The following is a 23,487-nucleotide window of genomic DNA, read 5'->3' as shown; positions in this document are numbered from 1 at the left end:
GTCACGCCCGCACGGCGAGGACCGGCTCGAGGGCCCGCAGCACGTGGGAGACGACGCGTTCGCCGCCGTCCCCGTTGGTCATGACGACGAGGCTCCGATCGTCGCGCGCGCTCGCGAGCATGTGACAGCGGTAGCCGGCGTTCGAGCCGTCATGGCCGAACCAGGTCGTCGCGCCACCCTCGGTCTTGAGGAAGAAGCCCATGCCGACGGCGTCGAACCCCGCCGGGCCTCCCGAGGACCCGAGAGCGGCCACCGGCGACAGCATGGCCCGCACGACCTCGCGTCCGGGGCCCGGCCGGTGCAGGCGGGACTGGACGGTCTGGATGAATCGGCTCAGGTCGGCGGGGGTCGACCACAGGCCGGCCGCGCACAGCTCCGGATACGTCCGCCAGCCGCCGACGAGGGCTGTGCCGGTGAGATCGTGGCCGCGCGCGGCGAGCTCGGCGCGGTCCGGGGGCAGTGGCTGCAGGAATCCGCTGCGAATCATCCCGAACGCGCGCAGGATGTAGTCGTCGAGATAGTCTGCGGCGGCCCGGCCGGTGATCGACTCGATGAGGAGCTGCACGATCGTCGTGCCCCCGCCCGAGTACTGGAACCGCAGGCCGGGCTCGAAGGCGGCCCGGACCGGCCCGTTGTGCGCCGGCGGCTCTCCCGCGAGGATCTCGATCGTGGTGGGGAGCTCGGCGCCCACTCCGTACCCGTCGAAGCCGGAGACCGTGAGGCCGGCCGTGTGGCTCGCGAGCTGACGGAGGCTCACACGGGGGCGATCGGCTCCGTCGGCGGGCAGCCTCCATCCCACGAGCATCGGGTTCACATCGTCATCGAGGGAGAGCAGCCCGTCGTCGACGAATCGCGTGGCGGCCAGCACGGAGACGGGCTTGCTCAAGGAGCAGGCCTGGAAGATGGTGTCCTCGTCGACCGGCCTCGGATCGTCCGCCGACAGCACGCCGGCGGCGTAGAGGGTCGTCCGACCTGCCTCCGTCACGGCGACGGAACAACCGGGCACGCGGTTCAGTGCGATGAGCGATCGCACGTCGATCGCCTCGATGACCGAGGTCAGGGATCGGGACACGGTGGTTGTCCTCCGGTGTGAGGGGCACGCCGATGCGAGGTTCCTCGTAATCTAGCGCGCGACCGATCAGGGGTAGAGCCCGCGCTGCTTGTGGGCGTTCGCGACGCGCTCGACGGCGAGGCACGTCGCCGCGACGCGCAGCGGAACGCCGAGCTGCGTGGCGTGATCGGCCACGGTCGCCCACGCGGTCCGCATTCGGCTGGCCAGGCGGTCGTTGATGTCGGCCTCGCTCCACCAGTACGCCTGGTTCGCCTGCACCCACTCGAAGTACGAGACGATCACCCCACCCGAATTGGCGAGGATATCCGGGACGACGAGCTGGCCCCTGGCCTCCAGGATGACATCGGCGGCTGCTGTCGTCGGGCCGTTCGCCCCCTCCACGATGATGTCCGCGCGGACGTCCCCGGCGTTCGATGCGTTGATGACGCCTTCGATCGCCGCGGGAACGAGCAGATCCACGTCGGCGGCGAGCACGGCCTGTGGGTCGATGGCTTCGGCCCGCTCGAAGCCCACGACCGAGCCGGTCTGCTGCACGTGCAGTTCGAGGGCCTGCAGGTCGAGGCCCTCGGGGTTGCGGACGGCTCCGTACTGGTCGGACACGGCCTGGACTCTCGTCCCGGCTTGCGCGAGGAAGCCGGCTGCATGCCGGCCCACCTTCCCGAAGCCCTGGACTGCCGCCGTCGCGCCGCGCGGATCGAGCCCGCGGGAGCGCAGCGCCGCCAGGGCCACCAGCGCGACGCCTCGCCCGGTCGCTGTCGCTCGGCCGAGGGAACCGCCGAGACTCACGGGTTTGCCGGTCGCGGCTCCCAGGACGGTGTGGCCCTGCGTCACGGAGTACGTGTCCATGAGCCAGGCCATCGTCTGCTCGTCGGTGCCGACATCCGGCGCGGGGATGTCGCGCTCGGGCCCGAGCAGGGGACTGATCTCGCTCGTGTACCGGCGAGTGACCCGCTCGAGCTCGCTGCTCGAGTACCGGGTCGGGTCGATCCGCACTCCGCCTTTGGCGCCGCCGTACGGAAGGTCCACCAGTGCGCACTTCCACGTCATCCACATCGCGAGCGCGCGGACTTCGTCCAGATCGACACTGGGCGCGTAGCGGAGGCCGCCCTTGGCCGGGCCACGCGAGAAGTTGTGCTGAACACGGTGGCCGATGAGCAGCTCGACTGCTCCGCTGTCGAGCCGGAGCGGCACGGACACGGTGACCTCGCGTCTCGGGGTGGCCAGCATCTCGTACGTGCCTTCGTCGTATCCGAGCAGCGAGGTCGCCATCCTCAGCTGACGTTTCGCGTCGTCGAGCGGTCCGTCGGCGGACCCTGTCTGCTCAGGGGTACCCGCCGTCTCCGGGCGCAGTGCGGTGTCGCTGATCATGAGACTCCTCTTTCGGCAGGGCTGGGCTGAACCCGCCCGGTGGATCGTGCGATGTCGGCTGTGCCGTGGCGCACCCGGTCGATGGCGGCCTTCGCCAGGCATGCCGTCGCATCGATCACGGGAACGATCGCGTCGGCCAGGGTGGAGACCAGGGGGATCTCGGTGCAGCCGGCGATGACGACGTCCGCGCCTCGATCGCGCAGGATTGTGGCGGCCTCCAGGATCAACTGTTCTGCGCGGGGGAGATCGCGGCCCGCCTTGACCAGTCCGATGGCCCGGTCGGAGAGCTGAGCTTGCCGTTCCGGATCGAGTTCGAGCGGGATCAAGCCGCGGGAGCGGCATGCGGACGAGTACAGCCCGGCCAACCGGGTTCCGGCGGTCGAGAGGATCCCGACGCGGCTCACATCCGGCCGGAAGGCAGCGGCCGCCGCCGTGGCGAGCTCGACCATGTCGAGGATCTCGACGTCGATCGCTGCCTGCAGCGCGGGAAGGAAGGCGTGGGCCGTGTTGCACGGAATCGCGATGACGTCGGCGCCGGCGCCGCGCAGGCGCACGATCCCGTCGAGCATCGCCGGAACGGGGCTCGGCCCCAGCCCGAGGAGCGCGCGGGTACGGTCCGGGATGCCGGGGTTCGACCACACGACGATCGGCGTGTAGTCGCTCTCCCGCTCCGCCGGTGTCGCAGCGACCAGCTTCCGCATGAAGTCGGCGGTCGCGGCCGGGCCCATGCCCCCCAGCACGCCGATGAGGGACGGAGCCGCCGACTCACGCATGGCTGCTCGACATCGCCGCGATCGCGTCCTGGATCGAGAACCCGATGTGTCCGTTCGATGAGCGTTTCGTCGTCGCGGACATCAACGCGTCGAGGACAGCGTCTTCGACGGCCTCCATCGTCGCCTCGAAGACCGCGTTCACCACGGCGTCCGACGGCTCCTGGATGAGCGAGCCCGGCTGGGTCGAGACGGCGATCGCGTAGTCACCGCTGCCGGTGCTGAACCGGGCGCCGACCCTGGCCAGGGCGTACACCCCGCGCGAGGCGATCCGCCGCAGCAGGTTCGCCTCGAACGGCGCATCGACGGCGATCACGATGACGCAGGAGCCGTATTCGGTCTCCGGGCCGGCGGTCGGGGTACCGAGGTCCGCCGGAAGGATCGTGCGGCCGTCCAGCCGCAGCTGTCCGCTCATGTTCGCCTGGACGATCGCGCCGACGGTGACCGCCGCTGCACGCCGGGAGGCTGTGCCGATGCCGCCCTTGAAGCCCAGCGCACAGGCGCCGGTCCCGCCGCCGACGCTTCCACGCAGAAACGGACCGGGCCGGGCGCTTCCGATGGCCGACAGCACGGCCTCCACGGTGACGGGCCGGGGGTTCCGGCTCGACAGCCAGGAGTCGTTGATCTCGCCCACGATCGGGTTGATCGACGCTGGTCGCGGCGTCAGCTCATCGAGTGCCCAGGTGACGACGGCATCGGCGGCGCGGAAGGACGAAAGCGTGGAGGTGAGGATGATGGGCGTCTCGACTCTGCCGAGCTCGACGACCTGCGTCGCTCCGACGAACTTGCCGTGACCGTTCCCGACGAACATCCCCGCCCGCGCAGGGTCGGCCGGCGAGACGCCGTCGATGACGATGGCGGTCGCCCCGCTGAAGATCGAATCGCCGTCGTCGAGCGTGGTATGGCCGACACGGATCGGACCGGCGTCGCCGATCGAATTGGTCGGGCCGCTGGGGAACCGGCCGGATGAGGTCCGGAAGAGGGGATCGAGGGTCGACGTAAGTGGTGTGTCCGGGGCCTGCACCGCCCGGCGGTCAGCTCTGCTCGCGCCCATACAACGGAGCATGCACTTTCACCGGACGGATCACATGATGTACTCGAACGATTCTGGCGGCTCTGATTGTGTGATCGGCCAAACCGCCGTCGGGGCGCCCGGCGGCATGATGACAGGGTGCTGCTTTCTCCGACGGAGCCCGTGTTCGACGGGCACAACGATCTGGCCTGGAAACTGCGAACCCTGGGCCCTGAGTCCTCGCTGGACATCTCCGCCGTCCGGCCCGAGCTGCACACCGATCTGCCCCGCCTTCGCGCGGGCGGGGTGGGCGCGCAGTTCTGGTCGGTCTTCGTCCCGGGGTCGGCACCGGATCCGACGGCCGTGCGGCAGGTACTGGAGCAGATCAACCTGGTGCGGAGGCTCATCGCGTTCAACTCCCACAGCCTCCAGTTCGCCCGCACGGCGGACGACGTGATCGCCGCCCGGGGGGCCGGCAAGATCGCCTCGCTCCTGGGCGCGGAAGGCGGGAGGTGCCTCGGCGAATCCCTGGACGTCCTGCGGCTCCTCGCGCAGCTCGGACTGCGCTACCTGACTCTGACGCACAACGAGAGCCTCTCGTGGGCCGATTCGGCCACCGACATCGCGGTCGCCGGCGGCCTGGGCGAGTTCGGCGGAAGGGTCGTCGATGAGATGAACCGGCTCGGCGTGATCGTCGATATCTCGCACGTCGCGGCCACGACCATGCGCGACGCTCTCGATCGCTCGCGCGCGCCGGTGATGTTCAGCCATTCGTCCTGCTTCAGCGTGACGAGCCATCCGCGCAACGTGCCGGACGATGTGCTCGGCAGGCTCGCGGTCAACGGCGGCATCTGCATGGTCACGTTCGTGCCGCAGTTCGTGTCGGACCCGGTCTGGAGCTGGCATCAGGAGAAGGACGAGGCGACAGCCGGGATGACGCCGGAGGAGGCGGACGGCTGGACGCGCACGCATCCGGGTCCCCGGGCATCCGTGGCGGACGTGGCCGACCACGTCGAACACGCGCGAGAGGTCGCGGGGCTCGATCACATCGGGCTCGGAGGCGACTACGACGGGTGCGACAGCTTCCCGGCAGGGCTCGAGAGCGTGGCGGGCTACCCCGCGCTGTTCGACGAACTGTCCGCGCGCGGCTGGAGTGCCGACGAGCTCGGCCGGATCGCCTCGCGGAACATGATGCGGGTGCTAGCCGACGTCGACGACTCCGCCCGCGGAGCCCGCTGAACGACGGCTTCCCATCAGCTTGAGCTGGAGCATCATCCCGAGCCTGCTGTTGGGCTCGTTCAGATCGACGCCGGTGATCTCCGAGATGCGTTTCAGGCGGTACCGCAAGGTGTTCGGGTGGATCCCGACGGTGGCGGCGGCCGCAGCGGTGTCCCCGAATGCGTCGAACCACGTGGAGAGCGTCTCGACGAGGTCGGTGCCGTTCCGGGCGTCGTATTCGGCGAGTGACACGATCGGGCCGGTCATGCTGTCGTTCCTGGCCGACGCGATGTCCTGGAGCTCCATGAGGAGCGCGTCGAAGTGCACGTCGGCGAGCTTCGCCGCGCGACGCTCCGAGCGGTTGTCGGCCCGAAGCACGCGCAGGACCCGTTCCGCGGCGACCCGGGAGGACGCGAACTCCGCCGGTGACACCGCCACCGGCCCGACACCGATGATGAGCCGGTGCCGCGTACCGATGCGCTCCAGGAAGTCCCGGGCGATCTCGACGGCGCGCTCCTCCGCCGCCACCCCTGTCCGCGTGGTCGGGATGAGCGCGTAGGTCACCGTCCCGACGAGCGCCGCCGCGCTCCGCGGATGCATCGCGCCGACGTGCATGGCGAAGGCGTCGCTGACGCGCATCCGTTCCGCTTCGTAGGTTGTGCTGGCGGCGAGAGTGGGTTCCGGGTCGGCGGCCTGCGCGACCTCGAGCGCGAGCAGGACCGCGGGCTTGCCGGTCAGGCCGAGATGCGAGAGTGCCTCGTTCGCGCCCGCTCCGCCCTGGACGATGCTGCTCACGAGGTCGCTGCGCACTCGTCGCTCAACGTCGGCGCCGGCGCGCACCCGGAGCAGGTGGAGCGCGACCACTTTCGCCGCTTCGATCAGGGCGGCCGTCCGCTCCTCGCTGAGCGGTTCCCGCACCGCGGCCCAGATCGAGCCGAGAACTTCGTCACCGGCCCGCACCGCCATCACCACGCGCGGCATCTGCTGGAGACCCAGACGGTCGCCGTCGACCCAGATCGGCTCCTGGCTTCGGTAGAGCTCGCGGAAGACGCCCTTCTCCATGTAGACCTGCGTGACGCTCTCGGGCACCTGGCGGCCGAGGATGGCCTCCACCCGGGACGCGTCCGCCTCCTCCTGCCGTCCGGAGAACGCCAGCAGGCGCGAACTCCGATCCTCGATCGTGATCGGGGCGTCGAGAAGCGCAGCGACTGCGTTCGCGAGGGCGAACAGGTCGCCGGACTCGACGCCGCCGAGCGAACCGAGTTCGTGCTGGCCGACCTCGTGATCCGCGAGCAGCGAGCGGAGCATGGCCGTGAGCTGTGTCCAGGAGGCGCCGCGCGTCAGGGCGAGCACGGCGACACCGGTCTCCGACGCCGCGGCAGCGACGGCATCGCCGTCGGGGATCGGGGCGCGGAGGACGAGCGCGGTCGCTCCGCTGGAGCCGATCTCCGCCAGCGTCCTGGTGACCTCCTCCGCTCCGCGCAAGCCGATCCCGAGCACGATCGCGCCGGCGGGCAGCTCGGGCTTGTCGGCCGGGTCCCAGATCGCCACCCCGCCGATCGGCGCCGATTCGTCCGCCTCCCCGAACGCGAGACTCAGGAAGGTCGATCCGAGGTCGTCCAGCACGCGTCCGAACAGCGCGCGCGCCGGGATCGCCGAGTCGATGCTCATAGCGTCAGGCTAACACCGAGGACCAGGGGTGCCTTGTGTGAACGGCCCATCCTGCGGTTGACATTTGTGCGGACAGCCAAGGCGCTCGCGACGGTTCCGGTGGAATGCTCGGAGCGTGACCGGGCGGACTCCGGTCGCGAGACAACGTGTCGAAGGAGCGCACATGGCGACCGGAGAGACCCTCTTCCGGCGGTGGGACGGGGCGCTCGGCTATCTCGACGACTGGCTGCGGTACCGCCGGTGGATGCACAGGATCCCGGGCATGCAGGTGGCGATCCGCTACGGTGGCCGACTGGCGTTCTCCGCCTCCCTCGGAGTGACGAGCGAGCGCGACGGACAGCCGGTCTCGACGAGCCGTCTCTTCCGGATCGCCTCCCAGAGCAAGACCTTCACCGCCACCGCCGTGCTGCAACTCGTCGAGCGTGGCGTGCTCGGGCTGGACGATGCGCTGGGTGCGCTGCTGCCCGAGCTCGGGTCCGTCCCCGACGTCTCCGCGATCACGCTGCGCGAACTGCTCACCCACACGTCCGGCCTGATCTGCGACGGCTGGGGCACCGATCGCGGCCAGCTGCTGAAGCCGTCCCCGGATGAGGCCGAGATACTGCGCACCGTCATCGAGGAGGGTCGCGTGCTCGCCCCTCTCGTCGCGGCCAAGTACTCGAACCTCGGCTACAACCTGCTCGGCATCGTGATCTCCCGGGCGACCGGGCTGACCTACGCCGACTATGTGCAGAGCAACATCATCGCCCCGCTCGGGCTCCACGACACCGGACCGGATCTCGACCTCGCGCGGGAGGGCGAGTTCGTCAGCGGTCACTCCGGCCTGCACCTGTCTCGGACACGGAGGGTGCTGCCCCTCGTGGATTCGCGCGCCGCCGCGCCATGCGGAGGGTTCTACTCCACGGCGGAGGATCTGGCGCGTTATTTCGAGGCGCACCTGTTCGGCGACGAGCGCATCCTCACCGACCGGAGCAAGCGGCTGATGCAGCATCCCGAGTGGATCGACCCCGCATCTCCGTCAGGTGCCAGCTCGTTCACGCCGGGGATGAAGTCGCACATCGTGTCCGGTTCGCGCTTCCTGGGGCAGCCGGGAGGTCACCCCGGAGGGCAGGCGAGCCTCAGCATGTTCAACCAGGCGACCGGCCTGGTGGTGTCGATAATGACCAACGCGATCGACGCTCCGACCGATGTCCTGATGAACGGCGTGCTCGAGCTGCTCGACATCGCCGGTGAAGATCCGTGGTCCGAGTCCGGTTCCGGCATCGTCCCGGGCGTCGCCGACGCGCCGCTCGTCGAGCTCTCCGCCGCCGAGATGGCTCCCTTCGTCGGCCGATTCGCCACGGAATGGGGCGTGACGGATGTCGCCGCGCTCGGCGGCAAGCTCTTCACGATCGGCCACCGGGGCGCCGCGTCGCCGGCCGCATCCGCCAGCCGCGTGGTGGTGACGGCGCCGGACGAGCTCCGCTACCTGGGCGCGGCCTCCGGGCTGCTCGGCGAGCGGATGCACTACGTGCGCGACGACCGCGGCACGACCGTCCGTATCGAAGGCCGCGGCGGGATGACGCTCTTCCCGACCGGCGCCGAGCTCGACGTCGCCGCCCGGTAGCCGGCCACACCCTCCCATCAGCACCACCAACACGAAAGGCACGTGATCATGCGCGTCGGAATCCCCGCAGAGATCAAGAACAACGAACAGCGAGTGGCAGTCACGCCGGAAGGAGTCGACGCGCTCGTCGCACGCGGACATGACGTCTTCGTCCAGGCGGGGGCCGGTGCCGGCTCCCGGATCAGTGATGACGCGTTCCGGCTGGCCGGCGCCCGGATCGTGGAGACGGCGGACGAGGTCTGGGAGCGCGGCGACCTCCTCCTGAAGGTCAAGGAGCCGATCGAGGCCGAATACGCGCGCATGCGCGACGACCAGGTGCTGTTCACCTATCTGCACCTGGCGGCGTCGAAGCCGTGCACGGACGCGTTGCTCGCAGCGGGCACCACCGCGATCGCCTACGAGACGGTGCAGCTCCCGGATCGCAGTCTCCCGCTCCTGGCGCCCATGAGCGAGGTGGCCGGCCGGCTCTCGATCCCGATGGGCGCGTACCACCTGCTGCGTCCCGCCGGCGGTCGCGGCGCGCTGCTCGGCGGCGTCCCCGGCACGCGCCGGGCGAAGGTCGTCGTCATCGGCGGCGGGGTCGCGGGCGAGCACGCCGCCCGCAACGCCGTCGGGCTGGGCGCTGACGTCACCGTCATCGACGTCTCCCTGCCGAGGCTCCGGCAGCTCGAAGCCCTGTTCGGCAACAGCATCCAGACCCGCCACTCGAGCAGGCTTGAGATCGCCTCGCAACTCCGGGAGGCCGATCTGGTCATCGGCTCCGTCCTCATCCCCGGTGCGGCTGCGCCGAAACTCGTCACCGACGCGATGGTCGCCGACATGCGGCCGGGTTCGGTGCTGGTCGACATCGCCATCGATCAGGGCGGTTGTTTCGAGGGCAGCCGCCCGACCACGCACGACGATCCCACCTTCGCTGTGCACGACTCGCTCTACTACTGCGTGGCGAACATGCCCGGAGCCGTTCCGGAGACCTCCACCCGGGCGTTGACGAACGCGACCCTGCCTTACGCGCTGAAGCTCGCGGAGCTGGGATGGCGGAAGGCGGTGCAGGTGGACGGAGGCCTGGCGAAGGGACTCAACACTCACGCCGGGCAGGTCGCCAACGAAGGGGTCGCGGCTGCCTTCGGTCTGGTTCCGGCCGACGCTCTCGAACTGGCCGCATGACGTCACCCGGCTGGCCGGCCGGCGTCGAACGCGCGGCGCTGATCGACACGCTCGCGATCGAGGAGAACGCGCGGCGATTCGTCGAGCTCGCGCGGCCCGCCGAGGTGATGGCGGTCGTCAAGGCCGACGGCTACGGTCACGGCGCCGTCGAGACGGCGCGCGCGGCCCTCAGCGGGGGCGCCACCTGGCTCGGCGTGGCGCACATCTCCGAGGCGGTCGCACTGCGCCAGGCCGGCATCACCCAACCCGTCCTGGCGTGGCTGCACACACCGGCATCGGCGTTCCGGACGGCGATCGAGCACGACATCGCTCTGGCGGTGTCCGGGCCGGAGCTGGAGCAGATCGCCGAGGCGGCCCGGGAGTCGGGCACGCCCGCGCGGCTGCACGTGAAGGTCGACACGGGCCTCGGCCGCAACGGGGCGGCACCGGGCGCGCTCGACGAGCTCGTCGCGCGACTGGCGGCCCTCCAGGCGGAAGGCTCGGCCGTCGTCGACGGCGTCATGACGCACCTGGCGGTGGCCGACGATCCGGCTCGGCGCGCCGAGACCGACGCGCAGCGCGATACCTTCCTGGCCGCGATCGACCTTCTCGAAGGCGCCGGCATCGCTCCCGGGCTCCGCCACGTGGCCAACACGGCCGCGACACTCAGCCGCCCGGATCTGCATTTCGACCTGGTCAGGGTCGGCATCGGCCTCTACGGTCTCGGCCCTTTCGCCGGCGGCGGCGGGACCATCGGGCTCCAGCCGGCCATGAGCGTGCGCACGAGGCTGAGCCACATCAAGACCCTTCCGCCCGGGCACGGAGTCTCGTACGGCTACGACTACATCTCCGAGGGCGCCGTCACCGTCGGTCTCGTCCCGCTGGGTTACGCCGACGGTGTTCCACGCAGTTCCCGGGGTGCGAGCGTCGCCATCGCCGGCCGCGCGTTCCCGGTGATCGGCCGCATCGCGATGGACCAGCTCGTCGTGGACCTGAGTCGCGCGAGCCTCGACGTCGACGATCGTCCCCGGGTGGGCGACGTGGTCGAACTGTTCGGCTCCGGCGGGACGACCGCCGACGACTGGGCGCGGGCGGCCGGAACGATCAACTACGAGATCGTCACACGGATCGGGCCGCGCGTGCCCCGGCTGTACGCGGCAGGCGGGGAATGGAGACCAGCGCCGATCGAGACGGATCGATGAAGTCAGAGCGTTCGGAAGCACTCCCGGGCGGCCCGGATCACCTCGCGGGTCCCCTCCTCGGGGCTCAGGCTCCGATAGTTCTCCGACATCATTTCCAGGCCCCATGGTCCCTGGTAGCCCAGGCTGATGAGGGTCTGGACGAACCCCGGCACGTCGAAGACGCCCTCCCCGACGTACAAGCGGTTGTCGAAGGTGTCTTCGTAGAGGGTGCCCCTGGGCTCAGCGGCGCCGTCGTTGAGTTCGACGGCGAAGATGTGCTCCGCCGGCAGGATCTCGGCCATGTCCTCGTAGGACTGTCCGCTGCGGTAGATGTGCCAGATGTCGACGAGAAGGCCGCCCCCCGGGTTGCTCAGTTCGCCCACCATCGCCGCCGCCGGGGTGATGGTCGGGGTCATGGAGAAGGCGGCCGGTTCGAGAGCGATTCGGGTTCCCGTCTGCAGTGCCTGCCAGGACAACTCGTCGAACTCGTCGTAGATGCGGTTCTGATCGAAGGTGTCTCCGGCCTGGCCGAGTCCCGCCTTGATGTGACGTGCGCCGAGTTCGGCGGCTGCCTCGAGAAGAAGCGCCCTGACCCGGTCGGACGCCTGCCTGCGGTCCCCGTCGAGCCACCAGTCGTCGATGTACTCCAGTTCGACATCCTCGATCCCGGCGGCATCCAGAAGCCGGCGCAGCTGCGCGAACCCGATCGTCTGCTCGACGACGGTGAGGTCGGCGTAGTTGATGCCGAAACCGGAGAAACCGGCTTCCGCCACGGCGAGGATGCGCCGGTCCACCGGGATGGGGCTGTACTCGCCCGTGCGGGCCGGCATGATGTTGCCGCCGGAGGTCCAGCAGGTGGCGAGAAACCGGGGAGCGTCGTTGCTCATTCGTGTGGTCCTTTCGTGCCGGCTCAGCCCGGCTGATCGTTGAGGCGTTCGATGACGCGTCGGGTCACGTTGCTGATATGGGCTCTGACCGACTCGGTGAGGGCTTTCTGGTCGTCGCGGCGCATCGCGTCGAAGATGACGAGGTGCTCGGCGAACGAGGCCTCGGTATGGGACTGGAAGGCGCCTGCGAAGTTGATGATGCGCTGCACGTTTCCGCGGAGCCGATGGATGTGCTTGATCAGGAGCGCGTTCCCGCTGTGCTGAATGAACAGATCGTGGAAGGCGAAATCCGACGCGTTGAAGGGACCCAGGTCGCCGGCCCCGATCGCCGCCTGGATGGCGTCGAGCCGGGGGGCCATGTCGTCGAGCTCTTTCGCAGGGACGTGTGCGTGCGCGGCCGCCTCCGTCTCCAGCGCGATCCGGACGCCGTACACCTGGCGGACCAGGTCGACGTTCAGGGGCGGGACGCTGAAGCCCCGCGGCCCCGACGGTTCGAGCAGCCCCTCGTCCTGCAGCTGCCGGATGGCCTCGCGAAGGGGAGACCGGCTGATGGCGAAGCGGCGCGCGAGGTCGTTTTCGCTCAAGGTGGTCTCCGGTTCCAGGTCGCCGTTGACGATCCAGCCCTTCAATGCTTCATACGTCTGATCGGCGAGCGAGGGCGCCCGCTTCGGGACGTTCTCGTCGAGGTTCAGCAGTGCCCATTCCGGTGTCATTTCCAGCTCTCTCCTGACTGTTCGGTCAGAACCTAGCGCGGCCTCTCAGCCGACTGTTGACAATTCTGACACGAGATTCGTATCCTGTCGACAGGCGACTGTCGCCACCCGAAATGGAGTTGCAATGAAGCAATCACTGAAACGAGCCGTCGCCCTCGGCGTCGGCACAGTCCTGGCCGCCGCGGCGCTGGCGGGATGTTCATCCGGAGGGGCCGGGGCCGACCAGACCCTTGTCGGCTATTCGACGTACACCGTTTCCAACCCGTTCTTCGCGGGCATGCTCAAGGGCCTGAAAGCCGGGGCCAAGAAGCACAACTTCGAGCTGGTGACCACCAACGCGAACTCGGATCCCGCCCAGCAGGTGACGGACATCGAGAACCTGGTCAACCGCGGAGTGAAGTACATCCTGCTCACGCCCGCCGACGGCAAGGCGATCGCCCCCGCGATCGCAGCCGCCAACGCGGCGCACATCCCCGTGATCTCGATCGCGGACTCCGTCCAGCCCAAGATCGCGGCGACGATCCAGGTCAATGACAAAGGCGCCGGCGAGGAAGCGGCGAAGCAGATCGCCGACTTCCTCACGAAGAAGAACGGCTCCCCCAAGGGCAACGTGGTGAACATCACCGGCATCATCGGCACCCCCTCCGGGTCGCACCGCAGCGAGGGATTCGTCGAGGCCATCAAGAAGTACCCCGGCATCAACGTCGTGGCCACGGCCGACGGGCAGTACGACACCCAGCAGTCGAACACGGCCATGTCGAACATCCTGCAGGCGAACCCGCAGGTGGATGCGGTCTTCTGCGGCAACGATGCCGAAGCCATCGGTGTCACCGCGGCGATCAAGGCCGCAGGGCGCTACAAGCCGGTGGGACAGCCCGGGCACATCTACGTGATCGGCGTCGACGGTTCCAAGCCGTCGATCGAGGACGTCCGAAACGGCGTCCAGGACGCGAGCATCAGCCAGAACCCGATCAAGATGTCCGAGAAGGCCATGGACATCCTCGGCGAACTGAAGGCCGGCAAGAAGGTCGGTGGCCAGATCGACTGGCCGTCGCAGCTGATCACCAAGGAGAACATCGACTCCGACGAAGTCAAGAGCTACGGGATCTGGGCGGATGAAGTCTAGCGATCAGCCCTTGGTCGAACTCCGGGGTATCACCAAGGTGTACCCCGGGGTTCGCGCCCTCGACGATGTCAGCCTGGAACTCCATGCGGGCACGGTCACCGCTCTCGCGGGCGAGAACGGTGCAGGGAAGTCGACGTTCATCAAGGTGCTCTCGGGTGCCGAGCGCCCGGACAGCGGAGCGGTGTTCCTCGACGGTGTCGAACTCGCCCCCGAGCCGGGCGCGGTGATCGAAGCGGGCGTCAGCGTCATCTACCAGGAGCTCACCGACATCCCCGACATGAGCGTCCTGGAGAACGTCCTCCTCAACCGGCAGTCCCACAGCTGGGGCATCACGCGGAGCGCGTCGAACAGGAGGCGTGCGAAGGCCGCGCTGGAACGCGTCGGACTCGAGCACCTGGACGTCGACGCACCCATCAGCACGCTGCCCCTGGCGCAGCGCCAGTTGATCGAGATCGCTCGGTGCCTGGCCCGGGACGCCCGTGTGCTCGTCTTCGACGAGCCCACGTCGTCGCTCCCCGAGAGCGAAGTCGAATCGCTGCTCACCACGATCGAGCACCTCCGCGACGCGGGCCTCGCGATCCTCTACGTCAGCCACCATCTGGACGAACTGTTCCGGATCGCCGACACCATCGCCGTCCTCCGCGACGGGAGCGTTGTGGGCAGCGCTCCGACCGAGGAGTGGACGGAGGAGCGACTGGTCAAGACGATGCTCGCCAAAGACCTCGATCAGGCATACCCGTGGGAACCGCGCCCGCAGGGGGAGCTTCGGCTCCTGGTGGAGAGCGTCGTCGCGCCGGGAGTCAAGAGTGCGGACATCAGCGCCAGCGCCGGTGAGATCGTCGGGCTCATCGGCCTCGCCGGCGCCGGCCGTACGGAACTGATGAAATCGATCGCGGGCGTCGTGAAGCGCTCGGAAGGACGGGTCGTCATCGACGGCGCCGAGCTGCCCAACGGCGACATTCCGGCCGCACGGAGGCTCGGTGTCGCCTACGCTCCCGAAGACCGCAAGGTCGAGGGGCTGATCCTCGAATCGAGCATCGAGAACAACATCACCATCGGCCTCTACGATCGGGTCTCCCGATTCGGGTGGATCCGGGCGGCGCGCCAGCGCGCGGTCGCGATGGACGGTGTTGCGAAGTTCGGCGTGAAGTTCGACTCCCTGTATCAGATGGTCGGCCGGCTGTCAGGCGGGAACCAGCAGAAGGTCGTGCTGGCCAGGGTCGCAGAGGGGTCGCCCAAGGTGGTGCTCCTCGATGACCCCACCCGGGGAGTCGACATCGGCGCGAAATCCAGCATTCACCGGCACATCCTCGATATGGCCAAGCGTGGGGCCGCCGTCGTGGTCACGAGCTCCGACACCGAAGAGGTGCTGGCGATGTCCGATCGGGCGTACGTCATGCGCTCCGGCCGGGTCGTCATGGAGATCCGGCGCGATGACTTCGACCGCGAAGAAGTGCTCCGGCTCGCAGCGGCCGGTTGATGCCTCCCATGACCGAAATCCCTGAAAGGCTAACCGTGAACCCAGTAAAGGAAGCTGCCGCTTCCACCATAGAACTTCACCAGCGGACTGCAGCACCGACCGACGGCCACCGCTGGTACTCCGGTTCGCGCCTCGTACGCAACCCGGTGGTGCCGATCTTCGTCGCCCTCATCGTCGCGTGCATCGTCATGAGCTTCCTCTCCAGGCACTTCCTGACCGTCGACAACCTGACGAACATCGTCGTCCAGTCGGCGGTCGTGGGAATCGCGGCGGTCGGCGGCACATTCGTGATCATCACCGGTGGCATCGACCTCTCGGTCGGCTCGAACGTGGCGCTGTCCGGGATGGTCGCAGCCATCCTCGTCAAGGCGGGCGTGGACGGATGGACCGGTGTGCTCATCGCCATCGTGCTCGCCGTCCTCGTCGGGATGTTCAACTCCGTCTCCGTCACGTGGCTGAAGCTCACGCCGTTCATCGTCACCCTCGCCGTCCTGGGAATGGCCCGGGGGCTGACGCTCCAGCTGAGCCAGGGGCAGAGCGTGTACGAGCTCCCCGCCTCGTTCACGTGGCTGGGTGGGGGAGTGGTTGCCGGCATCCCGGTGCCGCTGATCGTCACCGTGCTCGTCTTCATCATCGGCCACATCGTGCTCGTGAAGAGCACGTTCGGACACAAGGTGTACGCGGTGGGCGGCAACCGCGAGGCCGCACGGCTGGCCGGCATCCGTGACCAGCGGATCCTGTTCGCGGTCTACGCGATCGCCGGGCTCTGCGCCGGGCTGGCCGCGGTCATCCTGGTCGGACGCCTCGGGTCCGCCACCCCCACCGCCGCCACCGGACTCGAGCTCCAGGTCATCGCCGCCGTGGTGATCGGCGGGACGAGCCTCTTCGGCGGAAAGGGAAGCATGATCGGCACAGCGATCGGCGTGCTCCTGATCGGCGTGATCAACAACGGTCTCACGCTGCTCAACGTCAGCCCGTTCTGGGTGCAGTTCATGCAGGGCGCACTCATCTTCGTGGCCGTCCTCCTGGACGCATTCAACGGGCGGCGCCTGGCCAGGCGCAAGAACTCCGTCACGAATTAGACAGCGCAATGCGCGAGAAAGAGAGCGGCAACATGCCACCATTCAACAACGGACACCTGGATCGGCTGATGGAAGAGGCCGGTCTCGACGCCCTGCTCGTGACGTCGAAGCACAACGTGCAGTACCTGCTGGGCGGCCACAGATTCTTCTTCTTCGACTACATGGACGCCATCGGCGTCAGCCGGTATCTGCCCGTCCTCGTCTACGTCCGGGGCGACCTCGACAGTGCCCGCTACATCGCCAACGTCATGGAGGCCTGGCAACTGGAAGTCGATCCGATCTGGGTCCCGCAGGTGGAAACGTCCACCTGGGGGGCGAAGGATGCGATCGACGCGGCGATCGCCCACCTCGGGCGCGTCTTCGGCCGCACCGCGAGGGTCGGCATCGAGGGTTCCTTCCTTCCCGTCGAAGCATTCGTTCCGCTGACGGCCGCCTCGCAGATCGAGCTCGCCGACGCCCAGTTCGTGCTGGAGCGGCTCCGCGCGCGCAAGTCGCCGGCCGAACTCCGTCTCCTCGAAGCCTCCTCGCGCGGCATCGTCGAGTCGATGAAGGCGGTGTTCGACACGCACGGGGCGGGGACGACCAAGCGTGAACTCGTGGAAGCGCTCCGGCAGGAGCAGACGGCCCGCGGCATGCTTTTCGAGTACTGCCTGGTGAGCGCCGGCCCGAGCTTCAACCGGGCGCCCTCCGACCAGCGGTGGGAGGAGGGCGACGTGCTCTGCCTCGACTCGGGAGGGAATCTCTCCGGCTACATCGGAGACCTCGCCCGCATGGCCGTGCTCGGCGACCCGGACAGCGAACTGGAGGACGCCCTGGCGGCGATCGAGGAGATCCAGCAGGCGGCGAGGCAGCCGATCAAGCCGGGTGCCATCGGGCAGGAGATCTTCACCGAAGCGCGGAAGCTCCTCGACCGGAGCGAACACAAGCCGTACACGGTGTTCCTGGCTCACGGCATGGGGCTCGTCAGCCACGAAGCCCCGCGGCTCACGGACACGGGCGCGGTGCCGTACCCCAACGAGGACGGCGGAAGGCCGCTGGAGGAGGGGATGGTCCTCTCCATCGAGACCACGATGCTCCACCCGACCCGGGGCTTCATCAAACTCGAGGACACCGTCATCGTCACCGAGACCGGCTACCGCGCGCTCGGGGACGACGCGCGCGGCTGGAACGCGGGCGGCAGACTCCTCGGAGAGCTCGACTCCATCGCGAACTGACCATTCGGACCATTCGAAACGAACCTGATGCCAGGAGGCATGAACACAATGAGCGACACCATGTTGGCGGCCATCTTCCAAGGTGCCGACGGACTCGAACTGCAGCAGCGTCCGATCCCCACGGTCGTGGCGGACGACGACATCGTCATCAAGGTAGGGGCGGTCGGTATCTGCGGCTCCGATCTGCACGCGCTGCACGTGCCACCGACCCACCCCGGCCTTCCCGGTGTGATCTTCGGCCACGAGTTCTGCGGCGAGGTCGTCGCCGTGGGCCCGGCCGTCGGGAACGTCTCGGTCGGAGACTCCGTAGCGGTCGACCAGAATCCTCCGTGCGGACGGTGCGGTCCGTGCAAGGACGGCAGGCCGAACTTCTGCGAGCCGCTGTTCGACAATCCGCACCTCGACTATCCCTGGCCGAACACGCCCGGCTTCTTCTGGGACGGGGGGATGGCCGAGTACGTGCGCGTCCCCAGCTACTTCGCGTACACGGTGAATCCCGACATCCCCAAGGAGTACATCGTGCTCGCCGAACCTCTCGGATGCGCGCTCAACGCGGTCAACAAGGTGGGCGTCCGCGGAGGCGAGAACGCCGTCGTCATCGGTGGAGGTCCGATCGGCCTGCTGACGGTGGCCGCACTGCGTCACTTCGGAGCAGGGAAGATCGTGGTCCTCGAGCCGTCCGAAGCTCGGGCGAAGGTGGCACTGGCCGTCGGCGCCGACGTGGTCGTCAACCCGATCACCGAGGATGCGCACGCCATCGTGCAGCAGGTGACCAAAGGCCGCGGTCCCACCATCGTCATCGAGGCCGTCGGCAACCAGCTCGACACGGCGGTCGCCCTCGCCGGCGACGAGGCGCGCATCGCGGTCCTCGGTATCAACTCCGCCTACAGAGCATCGTTCTCTCCCGTGGAGGTGACCACGAAGGAACTGAAGATCTTCGGCGTCTTCCTGATGCGTTACACGATGCAACAGGCCCTGGACCTCATCGAGTCGAAGGCGTTGCCGCTCGAGCACATCGTCAGCCACGTCCTCCCCCTCGACCAGGTCCGCGAAGGCATCGCCCTCGCCCAGCGCGGCGAAGGACTCAAGATCGTTTTCAAGCCGTGACGACTCCACGAACCAAGAAAGACAGGCTCATGACCAACACATCAACGGAGCGGCGCTGGGTCGCCGTCACGGGCGCGGCCTCCGGCATCGGCGCCGGAGTCGCATCGGCACTGGCCGACGACGGCTACGGCGTCATCTTGATCGACCTGAACCGGGAAAGGCTCGACGAGGTGGCGGCCAAGCTCCCGCACACCAGGATCGTCGTCGCCGACGTCTCCGATCCGTCGTCCGAGCAGCTGCTCATCGACGCAGCCCGGGAGACCGGCAACGCCTGGGGACTGGTCAACTGCGCCGGCATCTCCCTGGTCAAGCACTTCCTGTTGAACACGACGGAGGAGTGGACGAGCATCCTGCGGGTCAACCTCGAAGGCACGTTCCGCGCCACGCACGCGATCGGCACGGTCCTGAACGAGAACGGGGGTGGCGCGGTCGTGAACATCGCCTCCATCTCCGGCGTGAACCCGGCTGCCCTCCAGGCCGCGTACGCCGCCTCCAAAGCGGGGGTGATCGGGTTCACGGTCGGCCTCGCCTTCGACTTCGGCCCCCTGGATATCACGGTCAACGCCATCTGCCCGGGGATCGTCCGCACTCCGATCTGGGATCGCATCCTCGACCAGGAGTCGGCCGAGACCGGGGTTCCGGCGGATGAGATCTTCGCAGAGCACGTCAAGCCCATCCCCGTCGGCCGCCCTCAGACGCCCCAGGACATCGGCGACCTGGTGGTGTTCCTCATGGGCCCGCACGCGCGAAGCATCTCCGGCGAGTCGATCAACGTGACCGGAGGCATGACGACGGTGGTCTTCGACCACCTGGCCGGCGCCGAGGAGCTCAATCGCAGTCTGGGAAAGATCTCGTGACCGAGACACTGACTGCGGCCCTGCCGGAGGTCGGCCACTACGTGGGCGGACGGCCGTTCCCCGGGACGGGCGGTCTCCGGGTCCCGATCATCGATCCCGCAACGGGCCGGACCGGATCCACCCTCCGCCTGGCAAGCATCGAAGACGTCGACGCTGCAGTCGAGATCGCCCGCGCGGCGGCGGAGAGCTGGGCCGAGATGTCACTCGGTCGACGGCAGGCGATCCTCTTCCGGTTCCGCGAGCTCCTCGCGAGTCATATCGATGAGCTGAGCGAGATCATCACCCGGGAGCACGGGAAGGTCCTCAGCGACGCGAAGGGCGAGCTCCAGCGGGGTCTTGAGATCGTGGAGCTCGCGTGCAACATCACGGAGCTCCTCAAAGGCGAGTTCACGGATCAGGGTTCCACGGGCATCGACGTCCACTCGTTCCGTCAGCCTCTCGGCGTCGTCGTGGGGATAACGCCTTTCAACTTCCCCGCCATGGTCCCGCTCTGGATGGCTCCGCTGGCGATCGCTGCCGGCAACACGTTCGTCCTCAAGCCCTCCGAGCGCGACCCGTCCACGTCGGTGCGGCTCGCCGAGCTGTGGACGCAGGCCGGCCTTCCGCCCGGCGTGTTCAACGTCATCCAGGGAGACAAGGTCGCGGTGGACCGCCTCATCCGGCATCGCGACGTCGCGGCGGTGTCGTTCGTCGGCTCGACCCCGGTCGCGAAGTACATCTACGAGACCGGCACCCGGCACGGGAAGCGGGTCCAGGCGCTCGGCGGCGCCAAGAACCACGCCGTCGTGATGCCCGACGCGGACTTCGACAATGCGGCTGAGCACCTCGTCGCCGCGGCGTTCGGGTCGGCGGGGCAGCGCTGCATGGCGATCTCCGTCGTCATAGCGGTGGGCGACGCGGTGGACGAACTCACGCCGCGCATCCGGGAGCTCGCCGCAGCCATCGCCGTCGGAAACGGTTCCGACCCGTCGAACGAGATGGGCCCGCTCATCACCCGGCAGTCGGTGGATCGGCTCCGGCAGGCCGTCGATGAGGCGGAGGCCGCGGGGGCGAGCGTCGTCCTCGATGGCCGTGACCTCGTCGTGGACGGTCACACGGAGGGCAATTTCTTCGGCCCCACGATCCTGGACCATGTGTCGCGCGAGGTGGACGCATACCGGACAGAGCTCTTCGGCCCGGTGCTCGTCGTGCTCCGCGCCGAGACCCTGGAGGACGCGATCGCCATCATCAACGAGTCTCCGTACGGCAACGGCACCGCCATCTTCACCGCGAGCGGCTCGGCCGCGCGCCGCTTCCAGCGCGCCGTCACCGTCGGGATGGTCGGCGTGAACGTGCCCGTCCCGGTGCCTCTGGCCAACTACTCCTTCGGCGGGTGGAAGGATTCGCTGTTCGGCGACTCCCACATCTACGGGCCGGAAGGCGTCGCGTTCTACACTCGCGGCAAGGTGGTCACCACGCGATGGCCGGACCAGTCGTCGCGGGTCCGGGCCAGCATGGACTTCCCGTCAACCCACTGAGAGGGCACGCGTGCCACCCATGAGCAGGGCCGAAGACGATCGCCCCACGCCACTCGACGGCGGTAAGCTCCGCAGGCGAATCCGCGCTGGGGAGCTCACCGTCGGCACGTTCGCCGGCATGGGCTCGCCCGTGGCTGTCGAAGTCTGCGCCGCGGCCGGTGTGGACTGGGTCCTGATCGACCTGGAGCACGGCGCGGGATCGGAGGCGGACCTGTCGTCGAGCATCTCGGCGGCGAGTTCCTATGCGACGGCGGCCCTCGTACGCGTCGAGGCGCCCGAACGGATCCGCGTGGGTCGCGCGCTCGATCTCGGCGCCGCGGGCATCATGTTCCCACGCGTGGAATCCGCGGAGGACGCACAACGCGCGATCGCGATGATGCAGTACCCGCCCAGCGGACTCCGCGGGGCCGCGACGTACAACAGGCAGGGCCGGTTCGGGTTGGATCGCGGAATCCTGGGAACAGTCGGAGACGACCTGCTCACGGTCGTCCAGATCGAGACGGCGTCGGCCCTCGACGACATCGATGCGATCGCGGCGATCCCTGCCGTGGACGTGCTGTTCGTGGGGCCGGTGGATCTGTCGTATGCACTGGGGGTGCCGTTCGGGTTCGAGGAGCCGGTCTTCACCGCAGCGCTCGAGAACATCGTGCGTGCCGCCCAGGCCAACGGAGTCGCAGCAGGGATCATGGCGGCGAATTCGACGGCCGCGGCCGGCTACGTCCGGAGAGGGTTCCGGTTCATCTCCATCGGATCCGACGCTACGGTGCTGGCACAGGCTCTGACGACCGCCGTCGGCGCCACTCGGTCCTCCGCCGTGTCGGAAGACGACGCGGGGAGCTGAGCCCCGCCCTCGTTCGGGCGCGGGCCGCGACAACCTGTCGCGGCCCGCGCAGAATGCCGACGCACTGTCCGAGCCTTCGCGGGACCCGTTCTCCTAGGGTGGAAGGCGGGCAGCGCGCCGAGCGCGACGGTCGTCGGGACGATGCCTGTGCCCGCGCCGTCTTAGCCCCGCCACCGCTGTCCTCAGGAGACCCCGTGTCCGCACCGATCCCCGCTTACGACCTCGACCTGCGCAGCGACCCGGCCGTCGTCGACCGCGCGCTCCGCGGCGCCCGGAACGTCTCGTTCTGGCTGGACGACGCCCGCCGGCCCGCAGCGGAAGCGGCCCTGTCGGGGGACGTGAGCGCCGACCTTCTCGTCGTGGGCGGCGGCTATTGCGGCCTCTGGACCGCTCTCCTCGCGAAGGAGCGCGAGCCCGGCCTCGAGGTGGTGCTGGTGGAGGGCAAGGAGGCGGGCTGGGCCGCGAGCGGACGGAACGGCGGTTTCGTCGAGGCGAGCCTCACGCACGGCTCCGAGAACGGCGAGCGGTACTTCGCGGCCGAACTCGAGACCCTGGACCGACTCGGCATGGAGAACTGGGTCGAGTTCGCCGCCGACCTGAAGCGGCACGGCATCCACGCGGAGTACGAAGCGACCGGGGTCGTGACCGTCGCGACCGAGCCGCACCAGGTCCCCGCGCTCCGGCAGGCCGCCGGAGAGCGCGGCGAGTTCCTGGACGAGGATGCCCTCCGCGGGTACGTGAGGTCGCCTCTCTTCCGCGCGGGACTCTTCGAACGCGAGGGCGGCGCTCTCGTCAACCCGGCACTCCTGGCGTGGGGTCTGAAGCGGGCGTGTTCGACGATCGGCGTGAAGATCTACGAGCACACTCCGGTGCGCGGACTGTCGGACCAGCGCGATCGTGTGCGTGCGACGGCGCCCGAGGGTGCCGTGACGGCGCGGCGCGTCGTGCTGGCCACCAACGGGTTCCCGTCGCTTCTGCTCCGTAACCGGTTCCGCACCATTCCCGTCTACGACTACGCGCTGATGACGGAGCCGCTGAGCGAGCAGCAACTGGAGGCGATCGGCTGGACGGAGCGCTTCGGGATGACCGACTCCTCGCGCCAGTTCCACTACTACCGGAAGTCGGCCGACGACCGGATCCTCTGGGGCGGCTACGACGCCGTGTATCACCCCGGCGGCCGGATCAGGCCGTCGTACGACGTTCGGGACGAGACGTTCCGTCGCCTCGCCGACCACTTCCTGCGGACGTTCCCGCAGCTCGGTGACATCACGTTCACGCACGCGTGGGGCGGCATGATCGACATGTCGAGTCGCTTGGTGGCGTTCCACGGCACGGCGATGGGTGACAAGGTCGCCTACAGCAGCGGCTTCACGGGCCTCGGCGTCGCAGCGACCCGGTTCGCGGCGAAGGTCATGCTCGAACTGCTGGACGGCGCGGACACCGAGATCACCCGGACACGGCTGGTCCGCAGCAAGCCGCATCCCATCCCGCCGGAGCCGATCGCGTCGGCCGCGGTCGCGGTGATCAAGCGGGAGATCGTCCGTTCCGACCGGAACGGCGGTCGCGACGGCGTGATCCTGACCTTGGCCGACGCTCTGGGGTACTCGTTCGATTCGTGAACC

20 protein-coding genes are annotated in these 23,487 nt (G+C 68.7%); 13 read left to right on the top strand and 7 right to left on the bottom strand.

Features of this window, described 5'->3' with window-relative positions; all coding sequences use genetic code 11:
- Position 1 precedes the first annotated feature (1 nt).
- The 4 genes from ACR9Y5_RS16475 to ACR9Y5_RS16460 all read right to left on the bottom strand — a co-directional run bounded on the left by ACR9Y5_RS16475 (position 2) and on the right by ACR9Y5_RS16460 (position 4,264).
- The gene (locus ACR9Y5_RS16475; protein ID WP_481298965.1) at positions 2 to 1,072 is read right to left on the bottom strand and encodes a serine hydrolase domain-containing protein; all 1,071 of its coding nucleotides are present in this window, start codon (positions 1,070 to 1,072) and stop codon (positions 2 to 4) included.
- Between the two features lie 66 nt (positions 1,073 to 1,138).
- Positions 1,139 to 2,440 (bottom strand): Glu/Leu/Phe/Val family dehydrogenase, encoded by a 1,302-nt coding sequence (locus ACR9Y5_RS16470; protein ID WP_481298964.1) that lies wholly within the window; start codon positions 2,438 to 2,440, stop codon positions 1,139 to 1,141.
- Positions 2,437 to 3,213 (bottom strand): cysteate racemase, encoded by a 777-nt coding sequence (gene cuyB / locus ACR9Y5_RS16465; RefSeq protein WP_481298963.1) that lies wholly within the window; start codon positions 3,211 to 3,213, stop codon positions 2,437 to 2,439. Before cuyB ends, ACR9Y5_RS16470 begins: the two co-directional genes overlap by 4 nt.
- A complete protein-coding gene (locus ACR9Y5_RS16460; protein WP_481298962.1) occupies positions 3,206 to 4,264 on the bottom strand; it encodes a P1 family peptidase in 1,059 nt (352 codons plus the stop codon). Before ACR9Y5_RS16460 ends, cuyB begins: the two co-directional genes overlap by 8 nt.
- A gap of 117 nt (positions 4,265 to 4,381) precedes the next feature.
- Here ACR9Y5_RS16460 and ACR9Y5_RS16455 point away from each other — a divergent pair, with 117 nt between their 5' ends.
- Positions 4,382 to 5,461 (top strand): dipeptidase, encoded by a 1,080-nt coding sequence (locus ACR9Y5_RS16455; protein WP_481298961.1) that lies wholly within the window; start codon positions 4,382 to 4,384, stop codon positions 5,459 to 5,461.
- On the opposite strand, the gene ACR9Y5_RS16450 is transcribed toward ACR9Y5_RS16455, so the two are convergent.
- Complete coding sequence (locus tag ACR9Y5_RS16450) at positions 5,423 to 7,111, bottom strand: PucR family transcriptional regulator (protein ID WP_481298960.1); 1,689 nt, start codon at positions 7,109 to 7,111, stop codon at positions 5,423 to 5,425. The two genes, ACR9Y5_RS16455 and ACR9Y5_RS16450, sit on opposite strands and share 39 nt — an antisense overlap.
- Before the next feature lie 163 nt (positions 7,112 to 7,274).
- Between ACR9Y5_RS16450 and ACR9Y5_RS16445 the strand changes: the two genes are divergently transcribed.
- The 3 genes from ACR9Y5_RS16445 to alr are packed head-to-tail and all read left to right on the top strand — an operon-like array spanning position 7,275 to position 11,062.
- A complete protein-coding gene (locus ACR9Y5_RS16445) occupies positions 7,275 to 8,717 on the top strand; it encodes a serine hydrolase domain-containing protein (protein ID WP_481298959.1) in 1,443 nt (480 codons plus the stop codon).
- A 48-nt stretch (positions 8,718 to 8,765) separates the two neighbouring features.
- A complete protein-coding gene (gene ald / locus ACR9Y5_RS16440; protein ID WP_481298958.1) occupies positions 8,766 to 9,881 on the top strand; it encodes an alanine dehydrogenase in 1,116 nt (371 codons plus the stop codon).
- On the top strand, positions 9,878 to 11,062 hold the full coding sequence (alr, locus tag ACR9Y5_RS16435) for an alanine racemase (protein ID WP_481298957.1): 1,185 nt from the start codon (positions 9,878 to 9,880) through the stop codon (positions 11,060 to 11,062). Before ald ends, alr begins: the two co-directional genes overlap by 4 nt.
- A 2-nt stretch (positions 11,063 to 11,064) precedes the next feature.
- Here alr and ACR9Y5_RS16430 read toward each other — a convergent pair whose 3' ends face one another.
- Positions 11,065 to 11,928, bottom strand: coding sequence for a sugar phosphate isomerase/epimerase family protein (locus ACR9Y5_RS16430; protein ID WP_481298956.1), 864 nt, complete (start codon positions 11,926 to 11,928; stop codon positions 11,065 to 11,067).
- Positions 11,929 to 11,951: 23 nt separating this feature from the next.
- Positions 11,952 to 12,641 carry a GntR family transcriptional regulator gene (locus ACR9Y5_RS16425; protein WP_481298955.1) on the bottom strand — a complete coding sequence of 230 codons (690 nt, stop codon included), beginning with the start codon at positions 12,639 to 12,641 and terminating at the stop codon, positions 11,952 to 11,954.
- 124 nt (positions 12,642 to 12,765) lie between these two features.
- Between ACR9Y5_RS16425 and ACR9Y5_RS16420 the strand changes: the two genes are divergently transcribed.
- The 9 genes from ACR9Y5_RS16420 (at position 12,766) to ACR9Y5_RS16380 (ending at position 23,484) form a co-directional block, all read left to right on the top strand.
- Entirely contained in the window at positions 12,766 to 13,767 is a 1,002-nt protein-coding gene (locus tag ACR9Y5_RS16420) for a sugar ABC transporter substrate-binding protein (protein WP_481298954.1), read from the top strand.
- A gap of 10 nt (positions 13,768 to 13,777) precedes the next feature.
- Entirely contained in the window at positions 13,778 to 15,247 is a 1,470-nt protein-coding gene (locus ACR9Y5_RS16415) for a sugar ABC transporter ATP-binding protein (protein ID WP_481298953.1), read from the top strand.
- Positions 15,248 to 15,282: 35 nt separating this feature from the next.
- The gene (locus ACR9Y5_RS16410) at positions 15,283 to 16,329 is read left to right on the top strand and encodes an ABC transporter permease (RefSeq protein ID WP_481298952.1); all 1,047 of its coding nucleotides are present in this window, start codon (positions 15,283 to 15,285) and stop codon (positions 16,327 to 16,329) included.
- Positions 16,330 to 16,397: 68 nt separating this feature from the next.
- Positions 16,398 to 17,543: a M24 family metallopeptidase gene (locus ACR9Y5_RS16405; RefSeq protein ID WP_481298951.1), complete on the top strand. Its 1,146-nt coding sequence runs from the start codon at positions 16,398 to 16,400 to the stop codon at positions 17,541 to 17,543.
- A 48-nt stretch (positions 17,544 to 17,591) separates the two neighbouring features.
- Entirely contained in the window at positions 17,592 to 18,650 is a 1,059-nt protein-coding gene (locus ACR9Y5_RS16400) for a zinc-dependent alcohol dehydrogenase (RefSeq protein ID WP_481298950.1), read from the top strand.
- A 29-nt stretch (positions 18,651 to 18,679) separates the two neighbouring features.
- Positions 18,680 to 19,507, top strand: coding sequence for an SDR family NAD(P)-dependent oxidoreductase (locus ACR9Y5_RS16395; protein ID WP_481298949.1), 828 nt, complete (start codon positions 18,680 to 18,682; stop codon positions 19,505 to 19,507).
- Positions 19,504 to 21,024, top strand: a complete 1,521-nt coding sequence (locus ACR9Y5_RS16390; RefSeq protein ID WP_481298948.1) for a CoA-acylating methylmalonate-semialdehyde dehydrogenase — start codon at positions 19,504 to 19,506, stop codon at positions 21,022 to 21,024. The genes ACR9Y5_RS16395 and ACR9Y5_RS16390 overlap by 4 nt, the downstream gene beginning before the upstream one ends.
- A 19-nt stretch (positions 21,025 to 21,043) precedes the next feature.
- Positions 21,044 to 21,865, top strand: coding sequence for an HpcH/HpaI aldolase family protein (locus ACR9Y5_RS16385; RefSeq protein WP_481298947.1), 822 nt, complete (start codon positions 21,044 to 21,046; stop codon positions 21,863 to 21,865).
- A gap of 194 nt (positions 21,866 to 22,059) precedes the next feature.
- The gene (locus ACR9Y5_RS16380; protein ID WP_481298946.1) at positions 22,060 to 23,484 is read left to right on the top strand and encodes an NAD(P)/FAD-dependent oxidoreductase; all 1,425 of its coding nucleotides are present in this window, start codon (positions 22,060 to 22,062) and stop codon (positions 23,482 to 23,484) included.
- The last annotated feature ends 3 nt before the right edge of the window (positions 23,485 to 23,487 follow it).

This window comes from Leifsonia sp. KNZ13-11D, assembly GCF_056754895.1.
Note: the sequence above shows the minus strand (reverse complement) of the source record. Positions and strands in the feature narration are given on the sequence as shown.